The 13,211-nt window shown below is 47.6% G+C and carries 12 protein-coding genes and 1 other annotated feature; of the genes, 5 read left to right on the top strand and 7 right to left on the bottom strand.

Annotated features, from left to right (window positions below; all coding sequences use genetic code 11):
• Positions 1-6: 6 nt before the first annotated feature.
• The 3 genes from HCZ42_RS00690 to HCZ42_RS00680 all read right to left on the bottom strand — a co-directional run bounded on the left by HCZ42_RS00690 (position 7) and on the right by HCZ42_RS00680 (position 2,472).
• A complete protein-coding gene (locus tag HCZ42_RS00690; RefSeq protein WP_167418873.1) occupies positions 7-600 on the bottom strand; it encodes an aminodeoxychorismate/anthranilate synthase component II in 594 nt (197 codons plus the stop codon).
• Between the two features lie 5 nt (positions 601-605).
• On the bottom strand, positions 606-2,168 hold the full coding sequence (locus tag HCZ42_RS00685; RefSeq protein WP_167418872.1) for an anthranilate synthase component 1: 1,563 nt from the start codon (positions 2,166-2,168) through the stop codon (positions 606-608).
• Positions 2,169-2,295: 127 nt separating this feature from the next.
• Positions 2,296-2,400 (bottom strand) — a sequence feature (Trp leader region).
• Positions 2,347-2,472 (bottom strand): Trp operon leader peptide, encoded by a 126-nt coding sequence (locus tag HCZ42_RS00680; protein ID WP_053408428.1) that lies wholly within the window; start codon positions 2,470-2,472, stop codon positions 2,347-2,349. It overlaps the preceding feature by 54 nt.
• Positions 2,473-2,554: 82 nt before the next feature.
• On the opposite strand from HCZ42_RS00680, the gene rnm reads away from it, so the two are divergent.
• The 3 genes from rnm (at position 2,555) to rluB (ending at position 5,162) form a co-directional block, all read left to right on the top strand.
• A complete protein-coding gene (gene rnm, locus HCZ42_RS00675; protein WP_167418871.1) occupies positions 2,555-3,415 on the top strand; it encodes an RNase RNM in 861 nt (286 codons plus the stop codon).
• Between the two features lie 73 nt (positions 3,416-3,488).
• Positions 3,489-4,109, top strand: a complete 621-nt coding sequence (locus tag HCZ42_RS00670) for an L-threonylcarbamoyladenylate synthase (RefSeq protein ID WP_167418870.1) — start codon at positions 3,489-3,491, stop codon at positions 4,107-4,109.
• Between the two features lie 105 nt (positions 4,110-4,214).
• The gene (gene rluB / locus HCZ42_RS00665) at positions 4,215-5,162 is read left to right on the top strand and encodes a 23S rRNA pseudouridine(2605) synthase RluB (RefSeq protein WP_167418869.1); all 948 of its coding nucleotides are present in this window, start codon (positions 4,215-4,217) and stop codon (positions 5,160-5,162) included.
• 126 nt (positions 5,163-5,288) lie between these two features.
• Here the strand turns inward: rluB and cydC are convergent, their stop codons facing one another.
• The 3 genes from cydC to trxB form a co-directional block, all read right to left on the bottom strand.
• Complete coding sequence (cydC, locus tag HCZ42_RS00660) at positions 5,289-7,010, bottom strand: heme ABC transporter ATP-binding protein/permease CydC (RefSeq protein WP_167418868.1); 1,722 nt, start codon at positions 7,008-7,010, stop codon at positions 5,289-5,291.
• Positions 7,003-8,790, bottom strand: coding sequence for a heme ABC transporter permease/ATP-binding protein CydD (cydD, locus tag HCZ42_RS00655; RefSeq protein WP_167418867.1), 1,788 nt, complete (start codon positions 8,788-8,790; stop codon positions 7,003-7,005). Before cydD ends, cydC begins: the two co-directional genes overlap by 8 nt.
• 110 nt (positions 8,791-8,900) lie before the next feature.
• Positions 8,901-9,863, bottom strand: coding sequence for a thioredoxin-disulfide reductase (gene trxB, locus HCZ42_RS00650; protein WP_167418866.1), 963 nt, complete (start codon positions 9,861-9,863; stop codon positions 8,901-8,903).
• 381 nt (positions 9,864-10,244) lie between these two features.
• Here trxB and HCZ42_RS00645 point away from each other — a divergent pair, with 381 nt between their 5' ends.
• Positions 10,245-10,904: a 2OG-Fe dioxygenase family protein gene (locus HCZ42_RS00645; protein ID WP_167418865.1), complete on the top strand. Its 660-nt coding sequence runs from the start codon at positions 10,245-10,247 to the stop codon at positions 10,902-10,904.
• Positions 10,888-12,120 (top strand): cysteine desulfurase-like protein, encoded by a 1,233-nt coding sequence (locus HCZ42_RS00640; protein WP_167418864.1) that lies wholly within the window; start codon positions 10,888-10,890, stop codon positions 12,118-12,120. The genes HCZ42_RS00645 and HCZ42_RS00640 overlap by 17 nt, the downstream gene beginning before the upstream one ends.
• Before the next feature lie 39 nt (positions 12,121-12,159).
• Here HCZ42_RS00640 and HCZ42_RS00635 read toward each other — a convergent pair whose 3' ends face one another.
• Positions 12,160-12,984 (bottom strand): DUF2797 domain-containing protein, encoded by an 825-nt coding sequence (locus tag HCZ42_RS00635; protein WP_167418863.1) that lies wholly within the window; start codon positions 12,982-12,984, stop codon positions 12,160-12,162.
• Positions 12,985-13,211: the final 227 nt, after the last annotated feature.

The raw sequence follows: 13,211 nt of genomic DNA, 5'->3' as shown, positions 1-13,211 counted from the left end.
ATTTCCTTATTCTTTCCCTTGAGGTTCCAATGCCCAGTCAATAGCGTTAGCCAACAGAGTGGCACCATACGTAGTCATGATTGATTCTGGGTGGAACTGAAATCCGCATACTTTGTCTTGCTCTTGCACGACAGACATCACCAATCCATCAACTTCCGCCGTTACGGCCAGTGTTTCAGGAACAAAAGTTGCGACCAGTGAATGATAACGCGCAATAGCAAGTGGCGACGGTAAACCAGCGTAAGTGGCGTGGTCTTGGTGCTCCATCATGGAAACTTTTCCGTGGATAATTTCTCCGGCGCCAGCGACTGTGCCGCCATACGCTTCAACAATCGCTTGATGACCAAGGCAGATGCCGATGATTGGCACTTTACCTTTCAGACGCTGAATGATTTCAGGCATTGACCCCGCTTCAGAGGGTGCGCCAGGGCCTGGAGAAAGCAGTACGACAGGGTTATCTAACTCGGCAACCGCGTTTTCAATCGCCTCAGCGGCAATGTGGTTACGGTAAATTGTGACTTCATGGCCCAATGAACGGAATTGGTCGACCAAGTTGTAAGTAAACGAGTCGAAGTTATCAATAAATACAATATTCGCCATCTCTACTACTCCTTGTGCGCGGCTTGAATGGCAGAGATAACGGCTTGCGCTTTACCGCGAGTTTCGTCTGCTTCGGATTGCGGGTCTGAGTCGAATACAACCCCCGCACCAGCTTGTACTTGAGCGATGCCATTCTCAACGTAAGCTGAGCGGATTACGATACAGGTATCTAGCGTCCCTTCGCCGGTGAGATAGCCAACTGCGCCGCCGTAGCTGCCGCGTCGAGCGCCTTCAACATCACGAATAAGCTGCATGGCACGAATCTTAGGTGCGCCTGTTAACGTGCCCATGTTCATGCATGCTTGGTAAGCGTGCAGCGCGTCAAGGTCATTGCGGAGCTGACCAACAACACGAGAAACCAAATGCATCACGTGGCTATAACGGTCTACTTTGAGAAGATCAGCGACGTGACGAGTCCCCGCCTGAGAAATACGTGCAACGTCATTACGAGCCAAGTCGACCAGCATCATATGTTCTGCGTTCTCTTTTTTGTCGCTACGCAGCTCTAGCTCGATACGGCTGTCTAGGTCAAAATCGATCGCGCCATTTGGACGTTTGCCACGGCGACGTGTCCCGGCGATCGGGTAGATTTCAACTTGGTTGGTGTCAGTCTCGTATTTCAGAGCACTCTCCGGGGAAGCGCCGAACAGAGTGAATAACTCATCCTGCATGTAGAACATGTATGGGCTTGGGTTACTGATCTTGAGTTCCTTGTATGCTGCTAGCGGAGAAGGACAAGGTAAAGTGAAGCGGCGAGATGGTACAACTTGGAAAATATCGCCTTTTACGACGTACTGCTTCAAATCACGCACGATCTGGCAGAAGTCTTGGTCAGAGACACTTGGAGCCACCTCGACGTCTTTTAGCTTGTTCGCTTGTGGTAGCGCGGTAAGGTTTGAACACTGCTGAGCGATAGAATCAATACGCGTTTGCAGCGTTGCTTTTTGCTCTTGGTTAGCAAACAGTGTCGCTTGCAGGTCGCAGGTTTCACGCTGGTGGTCAACAACCAACAAGGTTTCGGCAACGTAGAAAACGTAATCAGGACATTGGTTGGCTTGTTCGGCATCGCCTAACGGTTCAAAGTTCGCTACTAAATCGTAGGCAAACAGGCCGCCTAAGAAGATAGCATGTTTGTGCTGGTCTTCTAGGTTGAAGCTATGTTGCACCAAACGCAGCGCGTCGAATGATGATGCTTCGCGTAGGCGGGAATCTTCATCAAGAGTGTCGCATGGCGCTTCGAATTTAAGGTGAAGTACTGTGCCATCAAATGCGCTATTTACTTGCGCGTGAATATTTTGGTTCAGGTGCGTCAGAAGGTGTTGACCATTTTCTGTCAACGCAGTCATGGTGACTTCGTGGCCGTAACATACGATACGAACCGCTGAGTCGACGATAAGTAAACTCTTGAGGTTTTGCTTCGAGTCGATTTCAGCAGACTCTAACAACAAGCTATCCGTTTTGTCTGCACAAAGAGTATGGAACAGACGAGTCGGGTCTTGTGCATATGGCGCTGAAGTGTGAATCACTTCCAGTTCGCCTAGCTTTCTGATTTCAATGGCCTTGTTCACAAGACCTCCTTTCCATAGATAATTTCTTCCTTTCACACATACTCGCATAAAGTTTGGTCATGCCCAATCCGGAATTTTTCCAAACTGGTGGTTCTTTGAGCACTTAAACGTGTGGAAGAGGATAAAACAAAAAAAGCCCGCTGAGATAAGCGGGCTTTAGTAACATTAATTCTATAATCTAGAAGTACACGTTAGCCCACCAAGAACTTGTCCAAGTGCGCCACCAAGATAGATCAATTGAGCTTTGACTCGTCGAGCAAGCTGCAACTTTCACTTTCTGGTTTTGGTTAATTTCTTGTAACATGGTGAGCCTTAATTCAGGTACTTCGTATTTATGTACTAGTTAACTAGTGCAGAGGTAAAAAGTCAACTAAAAAAAGATATTTATGAGAATTGATTTACATAGCCATACGACAGCTTCTGATGGACGACTAGCTCCAAACGAGTTGATCGAGCGTGCTGTCAGCTTTGACCTCGATGTTTTGGCTATCACAGATCATGACACCGTCGATGGATTGCAACCAGCTCGAGACTATATTGCACAGCAAGGTTATGCGCTAAAGCTAATTAATGGCATTGAAATCTCGACGGTTTGGCAGAATAAAGATATTCATATTGTTGGTTTGAATATTGACCCACAGTCTGAGGCTTTAAATGCGCTGATCCATCAACAAAAAGACCACAGGCAAGGCAGAGCAGAATTGATTGCCCACCGTTTGAGCAAAGCAACCCGTGAAGGGGTGTTGGACGAAGTTAAGTTGATAGCGGGAGATGCGCCTATCACTCGTGCTCATTTCGCTAAATGGCTGGTGGACAACGGTTACGCGAAAACCATGCAGATGGTGTTTAAAAAGTACCTGACGCGGAATAACCCAGGTTATGTGCCACCGACTTGGTGTTCAATGGAAGAGGCGGTTACAGCGATCCATGCTGCTGGCGGAAAGGCGGTGTTAGCTCATCCTGGACGCTATGATCTGACCGCTAAGTGGCTCAAACGACTGATTTCAGCGTTTGTTGAAGTGGGCGGTGATGCTATGGAAGTGGCTCAACCTCAACAAGGGCAACAAGAAAGACGCAACTTGGCTGATTATGCTATACAATACAAACTATTAGCTTCCCAGGGCAGTGACTTTCATTATCCGTCCCCTTGGATGGAATTAGGTCGAAACCTTTGGCTGCCGTCAGGTGTTGAACCTGTCTGGAAAGATTGGGGTATTGAGCCTTCACAAACAGACGTATCTATTTGAATTATATCAATACATCGAAATATAGAGTCGCGAGATTCGATAGGGTCTAATGACCCATTAATGAGGAATTACAATGAGCCAGTTTTTTTACGTTCATCCAGAAAACCCACAGGCTCGCTTGATCAATCAGGCTGTAGCAATCATTCGTAATGGCGGGGTAGTGATTTACCCAACGGATTCAGGCTATGCACTTGGTTGTCAGCTAGAAAACAAGCAGGCTTTAGAGCGTATTTGTAAGATTCGTCGTTTAGACGAAAAACACAATTTTACTCTGCTTTGCCGAGATCTATCAGAGCTTTCACTGTACGCACGCGTCGACAATTCAGCATTTCGCTTGCTAAAGAACAACACACCGGGGCCATACACGTTCATCTTCAAGGGGACAAAAGAAGTGCCACGCCGTCTGATGAACGCTAAGCGTAAGACCATTGGTATCCGTGTTCCGGATAACCGTATTGCGTTGGATTTGCTGGAAGCATTAGGCGAGCCGTTGATGTCAACGTCATTGATTCTACCAGGGAACGAGGTGACTGAGTCGGATCCGGAAGATATCCGTGACAAACTAGAGCACGCGGTAGACTGCATTCTTAACGGTGGCTATTTAGGTGAACAACCAACCACAGTCATTGATTTCAGTGACGGTGAGCCAGTTGTGGCACGTATTGGTGCGGGTGATCCCCAACCGTTCGAGTAATCAAAAATACGTGATTTTAGACACAGTATTTGCGATAATGTGCGACCGCGATTTTGGGTCGCACATTTTATTCGACGTCTGAGAAGACGACACATAGGTAAATAAATGAACGAAAAATTACAGAAAGTATTAGCACGAGCTGGTCACGGATCGCGTCGCGAGCTAGAAGCTTTGATTAAAGCTGGTCGCGTGAGCGTGAACGGAGTGGTTGCTAAGCTTGGTGAGCGATTAGAAGATGAGAACGCCGTAGTTCGTATCGATGGACACATTGTTTCTGCTAAAGCGCAGGAAGAAGTGGTTTGTCGCGTACTCGCGTACTACAAGCCCGAGGGTGAGCTATGTACTCGTCATGACCCAGAAGGTCGCCGCACTGTATTTGACCGTTTGCCGAAAATCCGCGGTTCTCGCTGGATTTCAGTTGGCCGTCTTGATGCGAACACATCCGGTCTACTACTTTTCACAACGGATGGTGAACTTGCAAACCGTCTGATGCACCCAAGCCGTCAGGTAGAACGTGAATACCTAGTGCGTGTGTTTGGTGAAGTTAACGAACAGAAAGTGAAAAACTTGGTTCGTGGTGTTGAACTTGAAGATGGTATGGCGCGTTTCGAAGACGTTGTATACGCAGGCGGTGATGGTATGAACCACACTTTCTACGTAGCGATCAACGAAGGTCGTAACCGCGAAGTCCGTCGTCTATGGGAATCTCAAGATACTACGGTAAGCCGCCTGAAGCGTGTGCGTTACGGTGATATCTATCTAGACAAGAAACTGCCTCGTGGCGGTTGGATGGAGCTGGACCTGAAGCAAGTGAACTACCTTCGTGAGATGGTTGACCTTCGCCCAGAGAAAGAAACATTGTTGGATGAAGATAAAGCGAACACATCACGTAAACGTGAGCGTTCTCGTAGTCAAAAAATCCGTCGCGCAGTGAAACGTCACGAAGAGCGTATGAACAACGGTGGTGGTCGCAGCAACAACCCATCACGTCGCAAGCCGAAGAAAAGTGCTGGCGAACATGGTGCGCGCAGCAAGCAGCAGCGCCAGCGTTAATACGACTAAGCATTAGAGAAAAAGCAGCCACTGGGCTGCTTTTTTATTTCGCGCATTTCGAACGAGACAAGTAAATACGAAAAAGCCGACGCTGAATGCGTCGGCTTTTCGTTCAACGGCTTGCGGTTACAAAGTTTGGTTTAACTCGAAGTAGCGGCCGTTCTGTGCTAGTAAATCAGAATGGCTACCGTGTTCGACAATTTCACCTTGCTCAATAAGACAGATTGAGTCCATCTTATCGAGATCAACTAGACGGTGGGTAATGAATACCACGGTCTTGTCCTCAAAGTGAGTTTCGAACAGCTGCATGATTTGCTGCTCGGTTTGTTTATCCAAGCCTTCGGTTGGTTCATCCAGCAGCAGGATCGGCGCGTTATGCAGCAGTGCTCGCGCAATGCCTACACGGCGCTTTTCACCACCAGATAGCTGACGACCGCCGTCACCTAGCCATGTGTCCAGACCTTGCCCTTCAAGCAGCTTAGCTAGTCCGACTTTGTTCAATACGTCATTGAGCGCAGCATCGTCAGCGTTTGGCCTCGCCATTAACAGGTTATCGCGTAGTGAGCCATTTAGAATGTCGACACGTTGGCTAACCACACTGATTGCTTGGCGTAGTTGGCTTTCGCTCCAGTTTTGAATCGGTTGACCCGCGATTAGGATCTCGCCTTGCTGAACATCCCAGTAGCGATTGAGCAGTTGCAGTAGGGTAGATTTACCCGAACCAGTCTGGCCTACAATGGCGATGCGATGCTGTGCTGGAATGTGAAGATTGATGCCTTTTACAACGAGGGCGTCACCATCAGGGTAGTGGAATGACATATCGCGATATTCGATGGAGTACTCAGCGTTGTGATGGGTTTCGTCTGCTGGGAATTGCACGTCAGGTTCAGCAAGAATGACTTCGTTCAGGCGACGTGCAGAGGTTAATGTCTGGCCCAGGTGCTGGAATGCGCCTGCAATTGGCATCAACAGTTCAACACTCGCCATTGTGGCGAATACCACCAAAGCAATCATCGGGTCTGGCGTATTACCACCCACACCGTCCGCCGCTAACCAAAGCATTAGTACTAATGTCCAACCGTTTGCCAGCATTAACAGTGCTTGAGCCAATCCAGCAAAATGAGCATTGAACATTTGATTCTTTAGCAGACGTTCTTGCATGGTGAAAATCGCGCTGCGGTAACGCTTTTCGGCGCCAAATAGCGTCAGTTCACTGTATCCCTGTAGCCAATCTAAGGTGGCAATACGAAGGTCTGCTCTGTTTTGCGTCAGTTCACTGCCGTTTTGTTTACCTAGTTTGTAGAACAGTAGCGGCCATGTGAGCAGCAATACTAGTAAGATAGCGCCGAGTGTTAAACCAAGTTCAACGTCAAACCAACACACTACCGCGGTTAAGCCAGCGATGCCGAGTGTACCGACGATCATAGGGCTAATCAGTCGTAAATAGACATGGTCCATCGCATCGATATCTGCCACCAAGCGGTTGAGTAAGTCCGCATCACGCAGGTTCGATACTCGACCTGGAATCAACGGTGCCAGCTTCGAGAAAAAGAAAATACGTAGGTCTGTAAGCAGTTTGAACGTTGCGTTGTGGCTGACAACGCGCTCTCCCCAACGACCCGCGGTACGACCCATAGCGAAACCGCGTACAAACGCACCGGGTAGCATGTAGTTAAAGGTCTCTCGGGCGATAGTCAAACCCGCAATCGCCGCCGCTGATAGGAACCAGCCCGACAGCGTCAATAGACCAATAGACGCAAACAGCGTTAGGAAGGCGAGCAGCATGCCCAGTGAAAGCCCGAACCAGTGTTTTTTATACAGTTTTAGGTAGGGAATTAAATCACGCATCAAGATTCCCCTTATTCGCTTGTGTTAATGCTTGGTTGGATTGCAGCATTTGTTGGAAAAGACCATCTTGTGTCGAGAGCTGAGCGAATGTGCCTGATTGCACAATGTCACCGCTTTGCATCACCAAAATATGCTCGACGTTTTGTAGTGGTGCTAATTGGTGCGTCACCATTAGTGTGGTTTTGCCTTGAATTTGACCCGATAATCCGTCCATCACTAGGCGTTCACTACGAGCATCTAAGCTCGCGGTTGGTTCATCAAGCAGCCAAAATTTACCGTTTTGAACCATAGCTCGTGCTAGCGCAAGGCGTTGAGCTTGACCAACAGACAGGCCGCCTGAACGGTCAGACACTAGGTAGTCTAGGCCGTGATTATCAACAAACTCTTTAGAGTATGACTCTGCGAGCGCTGTTTCAATTAGGCTGTCGCTGACTTGATCTTTGCCTAGCGTGATGTTGTCACGAATCGAACCGTGCAGGAGTAGTGGGTTCTGGCCGACCCAACTGATGTTTTTACGCCAGTTTTCGAGATCAAGCTCAGTGCGCTCAATGCCGTTAATCGTCAAAGACCCCTTATACGGTAAGAAACCAAGGATAGCGTTAATAAGGCTGGTTTTACCCGCGCCACTCGGACCAACCAAGGCGGTGGTTTGTTGTGCATTCAAGCTAAAGCTGACTGGGCCAAGCAATTTGGTACCTTCAGGAGAGTACACTTCCAGATCTTTAGCTTGAATGGTGATGTGGTCGTCGCCTGCCAGTTTCGTCTCGCCTGAACGAACGGTGCTGACGTCGGTTTCAAGAAATTCTACGATGCTTTCTGCGGCACCAACGGCTTGTTGTTTGGCGTGGTAGAACGTCCCTAAATCGCGCAGAGGCTGATAGAACTCTGGTGCTAGAATCAGAATAAACAGACCGGCGAATAGAGTGACGCCTAAGCCGTAATCACCAAAGTTAAGTTCACCGATAAACGCAAAGCCAAAGTAAACCGCGGTTAGGGCGATGGAGATAGAAGTGAAAAACTCCAGTACGGCGGAAGAGAGAAAAGCAATTTTCAACACATCCATGGTACGGGTACGGAAGACTTCCGAGGCGCCACGCATCACTTCGGTTTCCGCTTTAGTGCGGTCAAATAAGCGAATGGTTGTCATCGACTGTAGGCGGTCATAGAAGTGACCTGATAAACGCTGTAATGCCTTAAAGTTCTTTCGGTTTGCGTCGGCTGCTTTCATGCCGACCAGCGCCATAAACATAGGCACAAGAGGGGCGGTAAGCAGGAAAATCAGTCCAGCAGCCCAGTTGACCGGAAAGACCACCACCAGAATCACGAAGGGCACCAATACTGACAATGACATTTGTGGTAGGTAACGAGCGAAGAAATCATGCATATCTTCCACTTGCTCAAGCAACAAGGTTGCCCAAGAACCCGCAGGCTTGCCCTTGATGTAAGCAGGTCCTAATTCGCGCAACTTATCCAAGATTAGTTGACGAATGTATATGCGAATTTGTTCACCGCAGCGATAACCCGCGATCTCGCGTCCCCATGAGCAAAGGGCGCGAATGGCGATAATTACTGCTAGACCGACGAAATAGGGAATGAGCTCATATTTGTCGACTTGTTCAATGATCAGTGAATGAAGAATATTGGCGAGCAAGGCCGCTTGAGCCAGCAAGAACACGCTTGAAAGTACGCCAAGGCCGACAGCAAACATTAACCAGCGTTTCGCTAACTTACTCTGCTGCTTCAGCCACTTATTCAAGCTGCGCTGTTTCTTTTTATCCATCGTGAAGGCTTAATGATAATTATTATGGAATTTGAGCGGGGCATTATACAAAAGAAAGCCCCACGGGAATACCGCAGGGCTTTAAGGATTTGAGCTAAAAATGAAAAATATTATTCAGCGTCTGAAAGTGAGTCGAGGAAACGCTCCGCATCAAGTGCCGCCATACAGCCTGTTCCGGCTGAAGTGATCGCTTGACGGTAGTTGTGGTCCATCACATCACCTGCTGCAAAAATGCCAGGAATACTGGTTTGCGTCGCATTGCCGTTTAGGCCGGATTTCACCACGATGTAGCCGTCTTTCATTTCCAATTGGCCTTCAAACATGCTGGTGTTTGGTTGGTGGCCGATGGCGATAAATGCGCCCATCACGTCGATTTGCTCAATGCTGTCAGATTGAGTGTCTTTGATTCGTACGCCAGTCACGCCCATATCATCACCAACCACTTCTTCTAGGGTGCGGTCAGTGTGAAGAATGATATTACCGTTTTCTACTTTATCCATCAGGCGATTGATTAGAATCTTCTCAGCACGGAAGCTGTCGCGACGGTGGATAAGATGAACTTCTGACGCGATGTTTGACAGATAAAGCGCTTCTTCAACGGCTGTGTTACCACCGCCAACAACGGCAACTTTCTGGTTGCGGTAGAAGAAACCGTCACAGGTGGCACACGCTGAAACGCCGCGACCTTTAAACGCTTCTTCGGACTCAAGGCCTAGATATTTGGCAGAAGCACCGGTTGAGATGATTAATGCATCACAGGTGTATTCGCCGCTATCGCCTTTTAGACGGAAAGGGCGCTGGCTGAAGTCAACTTCGTTGATATGGTCAAACACGATCTCGGTTTCAAAACGCTCAGCGTGCTCTTTCATTCGCTCCATCAGAGCTGGCCCTGTCAGGCCTTCTGGGTCACCTGGCCAGTTTTCTACTTCGGTTGTGGTGGTTAGCTGGCCACCTTGCTGCATACCGGTAACAAGAACAGGATTTAAGTTCGCGCGAGCTGCGTAGACGGCAGCTGTGTAGCCTGCTGGGCCTGAACCAAGAATAAGTAATTTGCTGTGTTTAACGTCGCTCATTTGTGCTCCATTAGCGGTGACGCGTATTTATTTTTAACTTTAACGATTATATGGGTCTATCAACCGTATTCACAAGGGCAGGAAGTGTAATAAATGGTTATAGGTTAGAACGCAAACGTTCACGCGTTGATAATCTAAGTTGTTGAATGATATTGGCAATGTGTGGTTGAGCAGTCAAGTTGACTGGTTTTTGAAGAATCTAGCTTTCTTGTCTGGAATGTATCACTTCCTATTCTTGAGTTAATGGTTATATGTGTTGTATTTATATTTTTGTTGGATGTAAATCCTAAAATCATTTGATCTCGCGATATAAATGCGCAAATAATGATTGTGAAAAATATGTTAATTCGATAACACATATGTATATTCATTAAGGAGCAGATGATGTTACATAACCGCGAAACAACCCTTCAACTCACCAAGTTAAGTGAAAACGCGATTTCACAGCTAGCGCCATCATTCAGCAAGCTGCCAAGTACAGAGCATGCGGACGGGAAATACCGTTTACGCCGTTACTCTGTCATCCAGTTTAAGGGTGGCCAAGTGATCGACCTGCAAAAAAACGAGTTTATGCAGACCGACGATATCAACCGTTTTCAAGGTAACGTTGTTCGCCAATTTGAACCAGTCGAAAAATCCACATTAGAATGCGAAGGGATGCGAGAGATCTGCCAAGTGTTTGTTGAGGCAAACAAACTGAGCGACGGTCAAGAAATCGAGATCCATCAGATCCGTATCTCAGCAATTTATGATGAAACGCAAGTCGCACCAGAGGGTGTACACCAAGATGGTTTTGAACACATCGCACTGATTGGCATGGGACGCCATAACGTGGAAGGTGGCGACATCATGCTTTACAACAGCTTCAACGAAGCGCCTTTCTTCCGCAAAGTGCTACAAAACGGTGAAATCGCTATGCTGGCTGACAATAAGTTGTGGCATAACGCGACACCAATCAAATCTGTGATTGATGGCCAAGAAGGCTATATGGATGTATTTGTACTAACCGCAAAGGAAGCAGTGAATGAACTTCACTCCTAATTTAGTCAGAGCGCAATTTAGCGCTCTGCAGCAAACTCATAATGATTTGCCAGTAATGTTTCTTGATGGACCCGGCGGTTCACAGGTGCCTCAGTCTGTATTGGAGTCCATGACGGATTACTTAGGCCATTTTAACTCGAACCTTGGCGGACATTACTTTTCGAGCCAGCACACGACTTCGCTAATGCTGCAAGCTCGTGAACACGCTGCCGCGCTGTTAAATGCTGAATCGAGCGACAACATCGTGTTTGGCGCGAACATGACATCATTGACCTTCCAGCTCAGTCGTGCGAACAGCCGAGACTGGGAAATGGGTGATGAAGTCATTGTTACTTCACTCGATCACTATTCGAATGTCTCAAGCTGGCAACAAGCGGCCGATGATAAAGGTGTGACCGTCCATCAGGCACGCGTCGTTGAGTCTGACTGCACGTTGGATATTGATCACCTGTTATCGCTCATCAACGCCAACACCAAGTTAGTGGCGCTGACTTATGCGTCTAACACAACAGGTTCGATTGTAGACGTCAAACGTGTGGTTGATGCGGCACATGATGTGGGCGCGATGGTATACGTTGATGCCGTACATTACGCGCCTCATCATCTTGTTGATGTGCAAAAGCTGGGCTGTGATTTCCTCGCGTGTTCTGCATATAAGTTCTTCGGACCGCACGTTGGTATTGCTTACATTGCGCCGAAATGGCTGCAAACGCTGCAACCGTACAAAGTTGAGCCAGCGACAAACCTTGGACCAGGGCGCTTCGAAACGGGCACACAGAGTTTTGAGGGCTTGGCCGGTGTGATCTCTGCGGTTAAGTATCTTGCTCAGTGGGGCAAAGAGGGCGATTCACTGCGAGCGCGTTTAGTCGACTCGTTCCAGCAGTTCAACAACCATGAGTCTGCAATCAGTGAACGTTTCCTGAAACGGTTGGATGAGTTGGAGGGGGTGAAACTTTGGGGCAGAGAGGAGGCTGACAGTGAGTTACGCACCCCTACCTTTGCCTTAACGTTTGACAATCACTCTCCAGGTGAAATCGCGAAAAAGCTCGGTGAGCGAAATATCTGCGTTTGGAATGGCCATTTCTATGCGCTCGGCTTGGTTCGTCAATTGAACTTAGAAGAGTCAGGCGGCGTGGTACGTATCGGTTTTATGCACTACAACACGCTAGAAGAAGTAGACATTTTCTTTGAAGAGTTGAAGAGAATTCTCAACTAAAGCCACGATCAAAAAAGCTCCCGGTTGGGAGCTTTTTTATTAGGCGCTGACTTCAACTTCGTAAGAGGTAAACTTACGGATATTGATAACGCCAGTGTCAAAGATCATGTACTGACCTTTAATACCGTGTAGGACGCCAGTCACCTCTGGATTTTTGTCGAAGTTGTGCGAAGTGATTTTGGTCGGGTGTTGGTTCACAGGGTAGCTAATCGGGGTAATTTCGCTGTTTAAGACCACGATAGCATCGTCGCCAAACTGCTGTTTAATCTCCGCGATTTTTTCTTCCACTAACGGCAGTAATTCTGCGAATTTCTCTTCTAACGCCATTGGCTCGCCATCCCCTTTAAGTAGGGTGCGCCAGTTGGTTTTATCCGCAATGTGTTTTGCCAGTTCCACCTCAATCAGGCCTGAAATATGACGTGTTTTTACCTTAAAGATAGGTAAACCTTGCGTCGCGCCTTGGTCAATCCAACGGGTAGGAATTTGAGTATGACGGGTAATGCCCACTTTCAAGCTCGACGTGTTGGATAGGTAGACATAGTGATCGACCATGCAGTTCTCTTCGCCCCACTGTGGCTCACGACAGGTACCTTGATCGTAGTGACAGGTTTCAGGTTTCATAATGCACATATCGCAGCTCGCGAGTTTCTTCATACATACGAAGCAGTGACCTTGAGAATAGCTTTTCTTAGTTTTCTTACCACAAGAGCAACAATAGATATTGCCCGTGTGGGTTAAAGTCAGTGTTTTGCCGATGAAAGGTTTTAGGTCTACCAGTTCATCGCCAACAGGTAAACGGTAATGGACTTCACCGTCCAAAGAAGCACGCATTTTGTTTAGCGTACCTTTCGCGATTAAAGACATGACATTGCTCTTTTTAGTAATTGTAAAACGTTCGCTTTTTTGAACTCAATCTGAAAACGCTGAACGATTGCTGACGATTGTGGCAATTATGCAACTTTCAACAGAATGCTCAGTATGACGGATGTAATCACAGCGACTTGGTAGGAGAGTATAACAATAAAACATCACGCTTTGTTAAAGTCCGCCTCAGAGATTATGGGTAAGAAAGTTCCGATCAAAACCGTGCG

This window comes from Vibrio hepatarius (genome assembly GCF_011806575.1).
Taxonomy (GTDB): domain Bacteria; phylum Pseudomonadota; class Gammaproteobacteria; order Enterobacterales; family Vibrionaceae; genus Vibrio; species Vibrio hepatarius_A.
Note: the sequence above shows the minus strand (reverse complement) of the source record. Positions and strands in the feature narration are given on the sequence as shown.

Coding starts and splice junctions, on each gene's coding strand:
- HCZ42_RS00690 (WP_167418873.1), bottom strand. CDS start 600: ATGGCGAATATTGTATTTATTGATAACTTCGACTCGTTTACTTACAAC.
- HCZ42_RS00680 (WP_053408428.1), bottom strand. CDS start 2,472: ATGTTACAAGAAATTAACCAAAACCAGAAAGTGAAAGTTGCAGCTTGC.
- rnm (WP_167418871.1), top strand. CDS start 2,555: ATGAGAATTGATTTACATAGCCATACGACAGCTTCTGATGGACGACTA.
- HCZ42_RS00670 (WP_167418870.1), top strand. CDS start 3,489: ATGAGCCAGTTTTTTTACGTTCATCCAGAAAACCCACAGGCTCGCTTG.
- rluB (WP_167418869.1), top strand. CDS start 4,215: ATGAACGAAAAATTACAGAAAGTATTAGCACGAGCTGGTCACGGATCG.
- cydC (WP_167418868.1), bottom strand. CDS start 7,010: ATGCGTGATTTAATTCCCTACCTAAAACTGTATAAAAAACACTGGTTC.
- cydD (WP_167418867.1), bottom strand. CDS start 8,790: ATGGATAAAAAGAAACAGCGCAGCTTGAATAAGTGGCTGAAGCAGCAG.
- trxB (WP_167418866.1), bottom strand. CDS start 9,863: ATGAGCGACGTTAAACACAGCAAATTACTTATTCTTGGTTCAGGCCCA.
- HCZ42_RS00645 (WP_167418865.1), top strand. CDS start 10,245: ATGATGTTACATAACCGCGAAACAACCCTTCAACTCACCAAGTTAAGT.
- HCZ42_RS00640 (WP_167418864.1), top strand. CDS start 10,888: ATGAACTTCACTCCTAATTTAGTCAGAGCGCAATTTAGCGCTCTGCAG.
- HCZ42_RS00635 (WP_167418863.1), bottom strand. CDS start 12,984: ATGTCTTTAATCGCGAAAGGTACGCTAAACAAAATGCGTGCTTCTTTG.